The sequence below is a fragment of the Rahnella aceris genome (genome assembly GCF_011684115.1).
Lineage (GTDB): Bacteria > Pseudomonadota > Gammaproteobacteria > Enterobacterales > Enterobacteriaceae > Rahnella > Rahnella aceris.
The window spans coordinates 138,180-152,070 of sequence record NZ_JAADJV010000003.1; the positions used below are offsets into that span (position 1 = coordinate 138,180).

The window sequence follows — 13,891 nt, forward strand, 5'->3', positions numbered from 1 at the left end:
CAGACCCTCAGCCTTTAAAAATCAACTGCGAGTTCGCGCGGTTGCGGAACTGCAACTGATTGATCTGAATGTTGGTGCAGTTGGCCTGTTCGCGAGCTGCCACAATTTTGCCATGATGTTCGGATTTGGAGCACACCGGATCGGCGTTGTCGGCGTTGCCGGTGAGCATAAACGCCTGACAGCGGCAGCCGCCGAAGTCTTTCTCTTTTTCAGAACAGGAACGGCAGGGTTCCGGCATCCAGTCGAAGCCGCGGTATTTGTTAAAGCCGAACGAGTCGTACCAGATTTCCTGCAAGGTATTTTCCAGTACAGACGGGAATTCGACCGGCAACTGACGCGCGCTGTGGCACGGCAGCGCCATGCCTTCCGGCGTCACACTGAGGAATATCGCTCCCCAGCCGCCCATGCAGCCTTTCGGACGTTCTTCGTAATAATCGGGCGTCACAAACAGCAGGTTGGCCAGATTACCGGTGCCCGCCATTTTCTCGCGATACTGATGCACCACATTTTCGGCGCGGGCGATCTGCTCGCGGGTCGGCAATAGTCCTTCGCGGTTAAGCTGCGCCCAGCCGTAAAACTGACAGGTCGCCAGCTCAACGTCATCGGCTTCCAGCTCGATACTCAGGTCGATAATCTTGTCGATCTGGTCGATGTTATGGCGGTGCAGCACGAAGTTCAGCACCATCGGATAACCGTGGGCTTTCACCGCTTTTGCCATGTCGAGTTTTTGCCGGAATGCTTTAGCGTTACCCGCCAGTGCGGCGTTCAGCGTTTCATCGCTGGCCTGAAAACTGATCTGGATATGATCCAGTCCGGCTTCGGCAAACGCATCGATTTTCTTCTCGGTCAGCCCGATACCGGACGTGATCAGGTTGGTGTAAAAACCGAGATCGCGGGCAGCACGGATAAGTTCAGGCAAATCTTTACGCACCAATGGCTCGCCGCCGGAGAAACCGATTTGCACTGCACCCATTTCCCGCGCTTCTTCGAACACTTTGATCCACTGTGCGGTGGTCAGCTCTTTTTCCTGTTTGGCGAAATCAAGCGGGTTCGAGCAATACGGACATTGCAACGGGCAGCGGTAGGTCAGTTCGGCCAGCAGCCACAACGGTGGTTTGACCGCAGGTTTAAGCAGGTTCACGGAAGGTAATCCACTTTTGAGCATGGGCCTGAGCGAAGAAATCTTTGACGTCATCATTCACGCCACCGGCTTCCGGGAAGCGGGCATTCAGCTCATCGATGATATTGGCAATCGTCCGCTCGCCGTCGACCAGTTGCAAAATGAAGGTCGCGCTGTCGTTAAGTTTCGCCATCCCTTCCGGATACAGAATTACGTGGCAGTCCTGCGTTTTCTCAAACTGCATGCGGTAGCCGCGACGGAACATCGGCGTGTAGTGTTCGGTAATGGTGATCACAGAAGTCGTCCTTTATGCCAGACCGCCTGTTGCGTCACGCTGTGGTACGGCGGGCGGTTCAGTTCGTAAGCCATGCTCATGGCATCGAGCATGCTCCACAGAATGTCGAGTTTGAATTGCAGGATTTCCAGCATGCGCTGCTGTTTTTCGACGGTATCGCAGTATTCCAGCGCCAGTTGCAGGCCGTGTTCCACGTCGCGATTCGCCTGACTCAGACGGCTGCGGAAATAGCCATAACCTTCTTCCTCAATCCATTTGTAATGCTGCGGCCAGGTATCGAGACGCGCCTGATGGATTTGCGGGGCGAACAGTTCAGTCAGCGAGCTGCATGCCGCTTCCTGCCAGACGGCGCGGCGCGCAAAGTTAACGTAAGCATCGACCGCAAAACGTACACCCGGTAACACCTTTTCTTCTGAAAGCAGCACATCACGATCCAGACCGACCGCTTCCCCCAGTCGCAGCCAGGCTTCGATACCGCCTTCACTGCCGCCGTAGCCGTCGTGATCGAGAATACGCTGCACCCATTTGCGTCGGGTTTGCGCATCCGGGCAATTGGCCATAATGGCCGCGTCTTTCAGCGGAATGCTGGTCTGATAATAGAACCGGTTCGCTACCCAGCCCTGAATTTGCTCGCGCGTCGCCTGACCATTGTGCATCGCAATATGGTACGGATGATGGATGTGATAAAACGCGCCTTTGGCCCGCAGCGCCTGTTCAAAAGCTTCCGGCGTCATCGGTGACGTCCGGTTTGAAGATGTCGTCATAATCGTTTTACCTAAAGTTCGATGCGCATCCCGTCCCAACTGACTTCGATGTTTTGCTGCGTCAGTGCCTGCCGCTCGGCAGAGGCTTCATTGAGGATCGGGTTGGTATTATTAATATGGATGAGAATTTTGCGTTCTGCCGGAAGGGAAGACAGCAGGGCAATCAGCCCTTGTTCTTCGGCAAGGGCCAGATGGCCCATGTCCTTGCCGGTATTGCGGCCGACGCCGGTGGTCGCCAGCTCGTTGTCCTGCCACAGCGTGCCGTCAATCAGCAGGCAATCGGCTTTATGCAGCCACTTCAGCAGTTCATCATCTGGCTCGCCCAGACCCGGTGCGTACAGCAGCGAGGTGCCGGTTTTCGTGTCTTCAATAAACAGCGCGATATTGTGGCCGGGGAGCGGTTTGCCGCGGTATTTCGAATAAGGCGGCGCGTTACTCAGCAGCGGAATGGCCGTGAATTTCAGATTCGGGCACACCGCCACGGAGAAGCGCTTCTCCGGCCCGATAGCGTGGTGTTGCAGGCCGCCATTCCAGTGCGAAAGCATGGTGAAAATCGGGAAGCCGGTGGTGAGATCTTCATGCACTTCCGGCGTACACCACACCTGATGCGGACAGCCTTCGCGTAAATTCAGCAGGCCGGTGCAGTGATCAATCTGGCTGTCGGTCAGGATGATGGAGCCGATGGCGGTGCCGCGTAAAACGTCGTGTTTTATCAGTTCCGGCGTGGCGGCAATCTGGTGGCAAATGTCCGGCGAGGCGTTACACAGCACCCAGTCGGTGCCATTGTCGCTGACGGCAATTGACGACTGGGTCCGCGGAGAGGTTTTCATGGTGCCGTTGCGAACGCCCTGACAGTTGCTGCAATTGCAGTTCCACTGAGGGAAGCCGCCGCCTGCCGCGGAACCAAGTACGATAATCTGCATGTGAGAACCAGGGGGAAAGGGAAGGAAGATGCCCACAGTTAACCGTGGGCACAAGGGCTTAGCGGTTAGAAATGTACAGCGTCACTTCTAAGCCTAAACGCAGGTCTTCGAAAGAAGGTTTAGTCCACATAATTACGTCCTCTTGGTGATTACAGTTTTAAGTTCACTGCCGTTTTAATTGCGGCAGGTGATCGGCTTATTGTCAAATATCGCTGGTTTGGCTAAGAAAATGTTGCGATGAGCTCAAACCGATATTGCCCTGTAAGCCACAGGGATTAGCGCAAAATGCCGGATGAAAAACTATTCACCCCACGTTTGCTTTAATACTTTCAGCCAGTTACGGCAGGCGATTTTTTCGATCAATACGTCGCCGTAACCCGCATCAGACATGGCCTGAATCAGTAACGGCAATCCGGCGACATCGCCGAGGACATCCGGCACATTGATGCCGTCGAAATCCGAACCAAAACCGACATTTTCTTCGCCCAGTTTACCAAGAAGGTTATCAAGATGTTTAACAATTTCGGTGATTGGGGTGTCACCGTTACGTTTTCCATCTGCCCGCAGAAACGCTGTGCCGAAATTAACGCCAACAAAGCCGTCGCTTTCCGCAATGGCAGCCAGTTGTTTATCGGTTAGGTTGCGCGGTTGCGGGCATAGCGCATGCACATTGGAATGGGTGGCAACCAGCGGTGCATCGGTGAGTTTTGCCGTCTGCCAGAAGGCCTTTTCGTTCATGTGCGAGACATCGAACAAGATCCTTTTCCGGTTACACTCACGCAGCAATCCAAGCCCGGCGGGCGTCAGACCCTCACCGGTATCCGGCGAACCCGGAAAATCGCCTTTCACGCCGGTCCCAAACTGATTGGGTAAATTCCACAGTGGGCCGATGCTGCGCAGCCCTTTTTCATACCAGAGTTCCAGCCGCGAGAAGTCATCTCCCAGCGCTTCCGCGCCTTCAATATGCATCACCATTGCCAGCACGTCGTGAGCGATACACTGCTCAATTTCGGCAACCGTCCGGCAGATTTTTGCCCGCCCGGATGACTGTGTTTCGATACGTTCCAGCAGTGAAATCTGTGCCTGTGTGATGGCTAACGCGTCATGAGGCACAGCCGGAGAATTTGGCTTCAGTTGTGGCATATACGAATCAGGTGGTACGAAAATGGCAAATAAGCCACCCGCGAAGCCACCGAGGCGACAACGCCTGAGATCGAGATGTCCTTCCAGTGAGCCATCAAGAAACAGGGCAGCAGGATCTGCTGCATCATGCAGCCACAGGCGCAGTAACAGGTCGTTATGACCGTCGAAGACAGGGGGATGTGGAATGGAGTTCATGATGTTAATGGTACTTTATAAAAGCACGAAAATGTATGCGGAATATGTAATGGTTTGTTTGGGTGATGTTAAGTGATTTGACTGACTTGTTTTCATGTGGAGGTGAAAGAAAAATACGGCTTTGACCTTTTGTCTGCTGGTCAGGCAAATCTCAGTCAGCTCCCTCCCCTGCGAAGGGGAGGGTTGGGGTGGGGTATTAAGGTCAAAATCCAATAGTTAAAGTGTGCTTTTACAAAGAATTAGCCATTAAAACCCCCTCCCAACCTCCCCCTTCGCAGGGGGAGGAGCAAACAGAAAAACATTCTGCATTTGAATTATTGCTGCGGCCTCAGCAAATCAGAAACTATAGCTCGCCGTCACCGACACATTCCTTGGTTCGCCGTAGACCACATACTGGTTCACGCTGGTGTCATATTCTTTGTCAAACAGATTATTCACGTTGGCCTGCACCGCCAGTTGTCTGGTGACCTGATAACGACTGAACAGGTTAACCAGCGCGTAGCTGCCTTGTTCCGCATAACGGGTGCCGTTGCCGCTTGGGCCCGGAACGGTATCCCAGACGTGGGTCTGCCAGTTCACGCCACCGCCGACGGTCAGATCCTGCAACATCGGCAGACGGTAGCTGGAGAACAGTTTTAGCTGGGTGCGCGGCAGTTGCGGATTAACTGCATCGCCATTTTCATCTTCTGCAATGTAACGGGTACCGCCGAACGTCATCTGCCAGTTATCGGTCAGCGCGCCGTTCACTTCAAATTCCACGCCGCGGCTGACGGTGCCGTTTTTGCCTTCATAGGCGGTATCGGTTGTGCCAGGAATAATGCGGCCGGTGCTTTGTGCCACGTTATCCAGCTCCGCGCGGAAGATAGAAACCGACGCGGTCAGACGGCTGTTAAACCAGTCAGATTTTACGCCCGCTTCGTAGTTTTTGCCGATGACCGGTGAAAGGTAGCCGCCGTTGATATCGCGGTAAGTTTGCGGCTGGAACACTGAGGTGTAGCTCGCATAGGTCGACCAGGTATCGTTGATGTCGAACACCAGACCTGCGTACGGCGTGATGTTGTTCTTCTCGATCTGGTCGGTGAGCGTGTGAGAATTCCAGTTGGTGTAGCGTGCGCCAACGATCAGGTGCAGCGGATCCGCCAGTGAAAGACGCGTAGCCACGTAAGCCGATTTCTGACGGATAACATTTTCTTCCGCCAGCGCGCGCGGACCCCAGTCAGTTTCAGGGAACTGACCGTTGAAATCGTTAAAATTGCCCAGTTCTTCGGTTGAGATATTGGCAAATGAACTGTAATAGGTGTTCTGCTGTTTGCTGTAGCTCACACCGGTCATCAGTTCATGCTGACGGCCAAACAGTTCATACGGGCCGCTGGCAAAGGCATCTACACCATCGACTTTACGTTTACCGGTGTTATAACCGGTTCCCGCCACCACCGGATAACCGGCATAAGCGGATTCGCCGACGCCGGTGGTTTTATCGAATGTCCCGTCGATATACATCATCTTACTGTCGATACGGGATTCGGTATGGGTGCCATTCAGCGTGGCCTGCCAGCCGTTATCGAACGACTGCTTCAGGGTGGTGAACAGCTTAGTCGTTTCTTTATCGCTGTACGCCCAGTCCGGTGCGGAGTTAAAGCCGCGACGATAATCGGTTTTGCTGCCGTCCAGATACCAGCGCGGCATACCGCCCCAGGTCGGGCTGTCGGTGTTGGTTTGCTGGAATTCGTAGCCTGCGGAAAGCAGGGTGGAATCGGTGAGGTCGGCATCCACGGTGGCATAGACGAATTTTTTGGTGGCGCCGTAGCGTTCAACGTAGCTGTTTTTGTCCTGATAACCGGTGATCAGGCGGCCACGTACGCTGCCGGATTCGTTCAGCGGTGTGGATAAATCTGCCACGTAACGTTGTTTATTCCAGCTACCGTAAGTAGCAGAAACATTGCCGGTGAATTCTTTGCTGTCGGCGTGTTTACGCACCTGATTGACGGATGCTGACGGGTTGCCGGGGCCGGTCATCAGACCGGTTGCACCGCGCACCACTTCGATACGTTCATAAATCGCCGTGTCAGACTGGGAATCACCCAGATCCCAGCGCGGGTCGAAGGTGGTCGGAATGTTATCGACCATGTAGTTGTCGATCAGAAAGCCACGCGCGTAATAAGTACGGCGGTCGAGATCCGAGACGCTTTCCTGAATACCGGTGGTGTTTCTCAGCACATCACCCAGAGATTGCAGTTGCTGATCCAGCATACGTTGCTTGCTGATGATACTGACGGATTGCGGAATATCGCGCGCCGTCAGGGCCATTTTTGTGCCCGCAGTGGTGACCGGAACACTGTAATCGGTGGCGGCAGTCTCCGCGACCCCGGCGCTATTATTCTCACCGGTCACGACAACGGTATCGCCCGCCGTTTTTTTAGCGGGAGTTTCTGCGGCATAAGCAGAATGCAAAGACGACGAAATTAACAATGCGATCACTGAAAGTGAAAGTTTCTTTCCTGAATTATTATGAATATTTTGCTTATTGTTCCTGACAACGCAATTCCCTGAAAAGACACACATAACTATTCTCCACACGGTTATTTTTTTATTTTTTAGGCCACGGCATTTTTGTATGAATACGGCTTTATCTGCATGAGCAAATCCCGCCAGAATCCCCCGGAACAAGGGCTGGACAAGATAAAATGGTCATGGTTAATAAAGCGAATGAGAATAATACGCATTGGGTTTAACGATGTAAATAAATATTACAGACAGGGGGAGGAGCAAAGATAAAACACTCTGTTGTTGAATTTATAATCCTGCGGGCGATTCAGAAAGCTTGCTGAATGAGAGGTTGCAGACCTGAGGCTGCAATCCCGAAATGAAGGCACCGCGCAGCGGCAAGATTTCCAGCCTGTCGCTGTGCTACCTGAAACATAGCCAGCGAGCGATAGCGCGTGTTGAAAAAGCGAAGGGAGATCCAAGAGGGAAAAAGCACTTTTCCCTCTTGGTCGGTTTCGGCGCAGCGCGTTAAGTGATCGCAGCACTTGAGAAACCGAAATTGTCCCGGTCCGGACCTCACGGCAAGTGAGAAACCAAAATTTTCCAGATCAAGCCCCCTCACGGCGAGTGAGACCAATTTGCCATTAAAAACCCACCTTTTAGCCATTAAGAAATCTAGACATCTAAACGTTCGTTTTGTAGAGTGTCACCACCTGCCGGATTAACGTTTGATTCGGCTAAGAAAAATACAACGGCGGTGACACAATGTTCAGTAACGTTAAAATCCTCGACGGCGGCATGGGGCGCGAACTGGCCCGGATGGGCGCTCCTTTTCGTCAGCCTGAATGGTCTGCGCTGGCACTGATGGAGGCTCCGGAATTTGTGCGAGCCGCTCACGATGCTTTTATTGCTGCCGGTTCTCAGGTCATCACCACCAACAGTTACGCCGTGGTGCCGTTCCATATTAGTGAAGATGTTTTTGTGGAGCAGGGCGCGGCGCTGATTGCGCTTTCCGGCAAGCTGGCGCGGGAAGCAGCGGATGCAGCACCGGCTGATGTGCTGGTCGCGGGTTCACTTCCTCCGGTTCTCGGGTCTTATCGTCCGGATCTGTTCGAACCGGTGGCAGCCAAAAAATTACTGCAAGTGCTGGTGAATAATCTGACGGACAGCGTCGATGTCTGGCTGGCCGAAACGCAAAGCTCTGTGGCGGAAGTCGAAGCCGTGCGTGATGTGCTCGGCGATGACCCGCGTCCGCTGTGGCTGTCTTTTACCTTGCAGGACAATCTTGATGAAAATGGCAATGCGCTGCTGCGCTCCGGCGAATCAGTTGATGATGCCGTAAACGGCGCATTACGGATTTCTGCCAGTGCGGTGCTGTTCAATTGCAGCCGGCCTGAAGTGATGGCCACGGCGGTGAAAACCGCGCGTGCCGCACTGACGGCGCAGGGATCTGCGCTTGATATCGGCGTGTATGCCAATGCCTTCGAACCTTCCGATAATCAGCGCGGTGCCAATGAAGGGCTGAGCAAAATGCGTCAGGACACCGATCCTGCCGGATACCTGGATTTCGCGAAAGACTGGGTGGCGCAGGGTGCCACCATGGTCGGGGGATGTTGCGGGATCGGGCCGGAACACATCGCCGCGCTTAAGCAGGCCTTTGCTAAATAACATCCATAAAAAGAATAAAACGCACATTAATTCTGAAGATGCATTCTTCGCAGACAGGGGAAAAACATGATTGATCGTCGTTCGTTTATCAAAAGTGCGGGGGCACTTTCCGTTGCTGCGGCTACCCACTCTTTGTGGCTGGGCAATGCCTTTGCTGCGGAGGCAGAAAAGCCGAAAAAAGGCGGGCATCTGGTTGTTGGTGTGGATAACGCTTCCAGCACTGACCGTCTGGATCCGGCATTCTGGTTCGAAACTTACATGTATTTCGTCGGTTCTCAGATGTTTAACAATCTGGTGGAAATCGACGAAAACGCCAGACTGGCCCCATCACTGGCTGAAGCCTGGGCCTCAACCGACGGCAGCAAAACCTGGGTGCTGAAAATTCGTCAGGGCGTGCAGTTCCACGATGGCCGCTCGCTGGGCGCGAAAGATGTGGTGTACTCCCTGAATCACCATCGTGGTGAGAAATCCACCTCGCCGGTGAAAGGTTATCTCGATACCGTCAGTTCAATTGAAGCCACCGGCGACCATGAAGTCACGATTAAACTGACCGCGCCGGACGTTGAATTCGTCTGGCTGCTGAGCGCCGTGCATTTCGCCATTACCGCTGAAAATGAAAACTTTGACAAAGGCATCGGTACCGGCGCATTTATCCTTGAGAAATTCCAGCCGGGCGTCTCTACGCTGACTAAACGCAATCCGAACTACTGGAACAGCGAACGCGGGCATGTCGATTCTGTCGAAACGCTGGCGATGAATGATTCAACGGCCCGTGTGGCGGCACTGGTCAGTGGTTCGGCACAATTGATTAACCGTGTGAATCCGCGCATCGTCAGCCGCATCGAACGTATGCCGAACCTGAAACTGGTGCGCGCCAAAGACAGTATGATTTATACCTTCCCGGGGCTGTCGAATCTGGCGCCGTTCGATAATGTTGATGGCCGTCTGGCGCTGAAATACGCCATCGATCGTCAGAAAATTATCGATACCGTGCTCGGCGGCTACGCCAGCGTCGCGAACGATAACCCGATTTTCCCGTCGAACCGTTACTTCGCGAAAGACATTCCGCAGCGTCCGTACGACCCTGAAAAAGCCCAGTTCCACTGGAAGAAATCCGGGTTCAGCGGCCCGCTGACCCTGAACGTTGCCGATGCCGGTTTCCCTGGTGCGGTTGATGCCGGTCAGCTTTATCAGCAATCCGCCGCCAAAGCTGGCATTAATCTGAATGTGGTGCGCGTGCCGGACGATGCGTTCTGGAATGATATCTGGCAGAAGAAAGCCTTCGTGTCGTCGAACTGGGCGAACCGTCCGACCGCCGATGCGCTGCTCTCGCTGGTGTTCACCAGCCAGTCTTCATGGAACGAATCCGCGTGGCACGTACCGGCTTTCGATGCGATGGTCAAAGCCGCGCGCGGTGAAGCGGACGAAGCGCGCCGCAAACAGATTTACCATGACATTCAGGTGATGCTGGTTGATCAGGGCAGCGAGATCATTCCGCTGTATGCCGATGCACTCGACGGTTGTTCCGCCAAAATCAAAGGGTTCACGTCCGTTCCGGGGATGCCGCTGAGCGGTAACCGTGCGGCAGAGAAAGTCTGGATCGAAGGCTGAACCGGGTAAAAATATGTCTGACTTATCTGCACAACAGAAAGCGACTCAACGGCCTGCGGGCCGTTTTTCGCAACCTCATTCCAGCTTGCTGAGCATGGTGCTGATACGCCTGTTTTATGGCGTGCTGGTGGTGCTGGCAGTTTCCGTGCTGATTTTTGCCGGTGTGCAACTGCTGCCGGGCAATGCTGCGACGGCGATCCTCGGCCAGAGCGCCACGCCGGATGCCATCCGCGAACTGAACTTGCAACTGGGGCTGGATAAACCGGCAGTCAGCCGTTATCTGAGCTGGTTGGCCGGTGTGTTGCACGGCGATTTTGGCACCAGTTTCTCCACCCGTGAAGCCATCAGCGGCCCGCTGTTTACCCGCCTGGGCAACACGTTGTTTCTGGCCGGATGTACCGCCGCGATTGCGGTTCCGCTGGCGCTGCTGATCGGATTTATTTCCGTTCGTTATCAGGGCAGCGTAATTGATACGCTGCTCAACGCCATCACCCGCGCAACCGTCGCGCTGCCGGAGTTTTTCTCCGGCTATCTGCTGATCCTGATTTTTGCCATCACGCTGGCATGGGCGCCGAGCAACAGCAGTATTACGGCGGATATGCCGCTGGCAGCTAAACTCTCCGCCATTTCCCTGCCGTGTGCCACGCTGGTGCTGGCGATCCTTGGCCATATGAGCAACATGACCCGCGCCGCGCTGATTGCCGCGCAAAGTTCGGCGTATGTCGATACTGCGTTGCTCAAAGGGCTGTCGCCGTCGCGCATTTTGTGGCGTCACGTATTGCCCAATGCCGTGGGGCCGATCATCAACGTCGTGGCGATCAATCTGGCGTATCTGATGGTCGGTGTGGTGATTGTTGAGAACGTATTTGTTTATCCGGGACTCGGGCAGTACATGGTCGACAGCATCAGCAAACGTGATATTCCGGTGATGCAGGATTGCGCGCTGCTGCTGGCTGGCATTTATATCCTGCTGAATTTGCTGGCGGATGTGATGGCACTGGTCGCCAATCCGCGTTTACGCCACAACCGCTGAATCTTAGGAATTGCTGTAATGCCTGCATTAAAACCTGCTTCGATACTTGGCCTGCTGGTGCTGAGTCTGTTTATTCTGATCGCCATTTTTGCGCCGTGGCTGGCGCCTCACGCGCCGGATCAAACGCTTGGGATGTCCTGGGATTTACCGGGACCGGATTCCATTCTCGGCACGGATAATCTCGGACGTGATTTGCTCTCCCGCCTGATCTGGGGCACCCGCGTTTCCCTTGGGGTGACCGCGCTGGCGGCGCTGGTGGCGTTTATCGTCGGTTGTACGTTCGGGTTTATTGCCGGACTGCGCGGCGGCTGGCTGGATCAGATGATTTCCCGCTGCAACGATATCGTCATGGCTATCCCGACGCTGATCCTGGCGCTGATTGTGCTGGCCGTCTTGCCAAAAACCATTCTGGTGCTGACGCTGGTGCTCGGCTTGCTGGAATCGACCCGTGTGCTGCGCGTGGCACGATCCCTCGCGGTGGATATCGGCGTGATGGAATTTGTTGATGTGGCACGGTTGCGCGGCGAAAGCCTCGGCTGGATCCTCTGGCATGTGATCTTACCCAATGCGCTTCAGACGCTGATTGCCGAATTCGGCCTGCGTTTTATTTTTATTTTGCTGTTTCTCTCTGCGCTGTCATTCCTCGGGCTGGGTATTCAGCCACCCACCGCCGACTGGGGCGGACTGGCGCGCGATAACAAAGACGGTATTTTGTTTGGCGTCTGGGCGGCGCTGGTGCCGGGCGGCGCCATCGCGGTACTGGCGCTGGCGGTCAACGCCGTGGCGGACTGGCTGATGAGCGGTGAGCGTCGTGTGTGGGGGAAAAAAGCATGAATGAGCACTTACTGCATGTCGAAAACCTGCACGTGGTGTCGCAGGGTAAAAATCCGCGCACGCTGGTGGATGACGTCTCTTTCACGGTGAAGCAAGGCGAAGTGCTGGGGCTGATCGGCGAATCAGGCGCAGGTAAATCCACCATCGGACTGGCCATTCTCGGGCACTGTCGTCAGGGGATGCGCATTCAGTCCGGCAGAATTACATTCAGCGGGCAGGAACTGACACAACTTTCTGACCGCCAGTTGCGGCAGGTGCGCGGCAGGCAGATTGCTTATGTCGCACAGTCTGCCGGAGCGGCGTTTAATCCGGCGATCACGCTCGGTGAGCAGGTGATTGAGGCGGCGCTGAAACATAAAATTTATCCCCGACAGCAAGCGCAGGCCAAAGCCATTGCGCTGTTTGAACAACTCGGCCTGCCGGATCCACAGGCATTTTATCAGCGTTATCCGCATCAGGTTTCCGGCGGTCAGTTACAGCGCGCGATGATTGCGATGGCACTGTGCGCCGGTCCTGAGTTGTTGATTTTCGATGAGCCGACCACCGCGCTGGATGTCACCACACAGCTCGGTGTGCTGAAAGCCATCAGCGATGTGATCCGCTTTTCCGGCGTCGCGGCGATTTACATCAGCCATGATCTGGCGGTCGTTGCGCAGATAAGCGATCACATCATGGTATTGCAGCACGGTAAAACGGTTGAACAGGCGGAAACGGCGCAACTGCTGAGCCAGCCGCAACAGGATTACACCCGCCGTTTGCTGCATGCGCAGGGCGGGAGCAAAACGCCGCAAACCGGCGATGCGCCGGTGGCGCTGGATATCCGCAACATCAGTGCGCGCTATCATGCGCAGCCGGTGCTGCAAAACATTTCACTGAGCTTGCCGCGCGGGCGCACGCTGGCGGTGATCGGCGAATCCGGCTCGGGGAAATCTACGCTCGGCAAAGTGATTTGCGGACTGCTCACGCCGCAAACCGGTGAAGTCAGTCTGAATCAGCAAGTATTACCTGCCAGTTTGCGCCAGCGCAGCCGCGTTCAGTTGCGCGATGTGCAACTCATTCATCAGATCCCCGACACGGCGCTGAATCCTAAAGAGCGTATTGGCAGCCAGATTTCCCGTGTGCTGGCCTGCTTTACGTCGCTGAACCGCAGCCAGCGTGAGGCGCGGGTCAGTGAATTGCTGGCGCAGGTCGGATTACACGCTGAACTTGCGATGCGTTTCCCTGCCGCACTTTCCGGCGGGCAGAAACAGCGTGTGTGTATTGCGCGGGCGCTGGCGGCTGAGCCAAAAATTATCGTTTGTGACGAGCCAACGTCGGCACTCGACCCGTTAGTCGCCCGCGATGTCCTGGCGTTACTGCGCCAAATCCAGCAGGAAACCGGCATTGCTTACCTGTTTATCACCCACGATTTACAGGTGGTACGTGAAGTGGCGGACGAAGTCGCGGTGCTCAGACAAGGCGTGATTGTGCGCCACGGCCCGGTGGCATCTGCACTCGCCGAACCTCTGGACGATTACACCCGCGAGTTACTGCGTTCGGTGCCTGAAATGCGGGTGGGCTGGCTGGAGGAAATGTTTGCTAATTAATACTTGTCCTCCTGCCCGGCGCTTTTGTTGTGCTCCTCCCCTTCGCAGGGGAGGAAGCAAAATGGTCATCCTTATTTACACTTTCGCAATATTAACGTCACTAAAGATTCCCTTATTTATACCGATAACCCTTTTGAATTAAATAAATCATTAGAAAGTCGTTCCGCTATGTAACCAATATTTTGAATTTTTTTTCATGGTATTTGTTTTATTGGCCAGGAAATAAGGGAAATAA

At 54.6% G+C, this 13,891-nt stretch carries 12 protein-coding genes; 5 read left to right on the forward strand and 7 right to left on the reverse strand.

What is annotated here, in order from left to right:
• Positions 1 to 7: 7 nt before the first annotated feature.
• From pqqE to fhuE, 7 genes are all read right to left on the reverse strand, one after another.
• Positions 8 to 1,141, reverse strand: coding sequence for a pyrroloquinoline quinone biosynthesis protein PqqE (gene pqqE / locus GW591_RS16160; RefSeq protein ID WP_370447509.1), 1,134 nt, complete (start codon positions 1,139 to 1,141; stop codon positions 8 to 10).
• On the reverse strand, positions 1,128 to 1,385 hold the full coding sequence (pqqD, locus tag GW591_RS16165) for a pyrroloquinoline quinone biosynthesis peptide chaperone PqqD (protein WP_037033221.1): 258 nt from the start codon (positions 1,383 to 1,385) through the stop codon (positions 1,128 to 1,130). The genes pqqE and pqqD overlap by 14 nt, the downstream gene beginning before the upstream one ends.
• Before the next feature lie 26 nt (positions 1,386 to 1,411).
• Positions 1,412 to 2,179 (reverse strand): pyrroloquinoline-quinone synthase PqqC, encoded by a 768-nt coding sequence (gene pqqC, locus GW591_RS16170; protein WP_013578118.1) that lies wholly within the window; start codon positions 2,177 to 2,179, stop codon positions 1,412 to 1,414.
• 11 nt (positions 2,180 to 2,190) lie between these two features.
• A complete protein-coding gene (gene pqqB, locus GW591_RS16175) occupies positions 2,191 to 3,102 on the reverse strand; it encodes a pyrroloquinoline quinone biosynthesis protein PqqB (protein ID WP_013578119.1) in 912 nt (303 codons plus the stop codon).
• A 58-nt stretch (positions 3,103 to 3,160) separates the two neighbouring features.
• Positions 3,161 to 3,232 carry a pyrroloquinoline quinone precursor peptide PqqA gene (pqqA, locus tag GW591_RS16180; RefSeq protein ID WP_013578120.1) on the reverse strand — a complete coding sequence of 24 codons (72 nt, stop codon included), beginning with the start codon at positions 3,230 to 3,232 and terminating at the stop codon, positions 3,161 to 3,163.
• A 170-nt stretch (positions 3,233 to 3,402) separates the two neighbouring features.
• Positions 3,403 to 4,440 (reverse strand): dipeptidase, encoded by a 1,038-nt coding sequence (locus GW591_RS16185; RefSeq protein WP_119262324.1) that lies wholly within the window; start codon positions 4,438 to 4,440, stop codon positions 3,403 to 3,405.
• Between the two features lie 336 nt (positions 4,441 to 4,776).
• Positions 4,777 to 7,002 (reverse strand): ferric-rhodotorulic acid/ferric-coprogen receptor FhuE, encoded by a 2,226-nt coding sequence (gene fhuE, locus GW591_RS16190; protein ID WP_191996260.1) that lies wholly within the window; start codon positions 7,000 to 7,002, stop codon positions 4,777 to 4,779.
• 687 nt (positions 7,003 to 7,689) lie between these two features.
• Between fhuE and GW591_RS16195 the strand changes: the two genes are divergently transcribed.
• From GW591_RS16195 to GW591_RS16215, 5 genes are all read left to right on the forward strand, one after another.
• On the forward strand, positions 7,690 to 8,592 hold the full coding sequence (locus GW591_RS16195) for a homocysteine S-methyltransferase family protein (protein ID WP_119262322.1): 903 nt from the start codon (positions 7,690 to 7,692) through the stop codon (positions 8,590 to 8,592).
• A 69-nt stretch (positions 8,593 to 8,661) separates the two neighbouring features.
• Entirely contained in the window at positions 8,662 to 10,203 is a 1,542-nt protein-coding gene (locus GW591_RS16200; protein ID WP_173362124.1) for an ABC transporter substrate-binding protein, read from the forward strand.
• A gap of 94 nt (positions 10,204 to 10,297) precedes the next feature.
• Positions 10,298 to 11,236, forward strand: a complete 939-nt coding sequence (locus GW591_RS16205) for an ABC transporter permease (protein ID WP_051930984.1) — start codon at positions 10,298 to 10,300, stop codon at positions 11,234 to 11,236.
• Between the two features lie 18 nt (positions 11,237 to 11,254).
• Complete coding sequence (locus GW591_RS16210; protein ID WP_166860988.1) at positions 11,255 to 12,070, forward strand: ABC transporter permease; 816 nt, start codon at positions 11,255 to 11,257, stop codon at positions 12,068 to 12,070.
• Positions 12,067 to 13,656 (forward strand): ABC transporter ATP-binding protein, encoded by a 1,590-nt coding sequence (locus tag GW591_RS16215; protein ID WP_119262320.1) that lies wholly within the window; start codon positions 12,067 to 12,069, stop codon positions 13,654 to 13,656. Before GW591_RS16210 ends, GW591_RS16215 begins: the two co-directional genes overlap by 4 nt.
• Positions 13,657 to 13,891: the final 235 nt, after the last annotated feature.

What these genes read in the sequence shown, in the direction of transcription:
- pqqC (WP_013578118.1), bottom strand. Translation starts at nt 2,179, where the DNA reads ATGACGACATCTTCAAACCGGACGTCACCGATGACGCCGGAAGCTTTT.
- fhuE (WP_191996260.1), bottom strand. Translation starts at nt 7,002, where the DNA reads ATGTGTGTCTTTTCAGGGAATTGCGTTGTCAGGAACAATAAGCAAAAT.
- GW591_RS16185 (WP_119262324.1), bottom strand. Translation starts at nt 4,440, where the DNA reads ATGAACTCCATTCCACATCCCCCTGTCTTCGACGGTCATAACGACCTG.
- GW591_RS16205 (WP_051930984.1), top strand. Translation starts at nt 10,298, where the DNA reads ATGGTGCTGATACGCCTGTTTTATGGCGTGCTGGTGGTGCTGGCAGTT.
- GW591_RS16215 (WP_119262320.1), top strand. Translation starts at nt 12,067, where the DNA reads ATGAATGAGCACTTACTGCATGTCGAAAACCTGCACGTGGTGTCGCAG.
- pqqD (WP_037033221.1), bottom strand. Translation starts at nt 1,385, where the DNA reads ATGTTCCGTCGCGGCTACCGCATGCAGTTTGAGAAAACGCAGGACTGC.
- GW591_RS16195 (WP_119262322.1), top strand. Translation starts at nt 7,690, where the DNA reads ATGTTCAGTAACGTTAAAATCCTCGACGGCGGCATGGGGCGCGAACTG.
- pqqB (WP_013578119.1), bottom strand. Translation starts at nt 3,102, where the DNA reads ATGCAGATTATCGTACTTGGTTCCGCGGCAGGCGGCGGCTTCCCTCAG.
- GW591_RS16210 (WP_166860988.1), top strand. Translation starts at nt 11,255, where the DNA reads ATGCCTGCATTAAAACCTGCTTCGATACTTGGCCTGCTGGTGCTGAGT.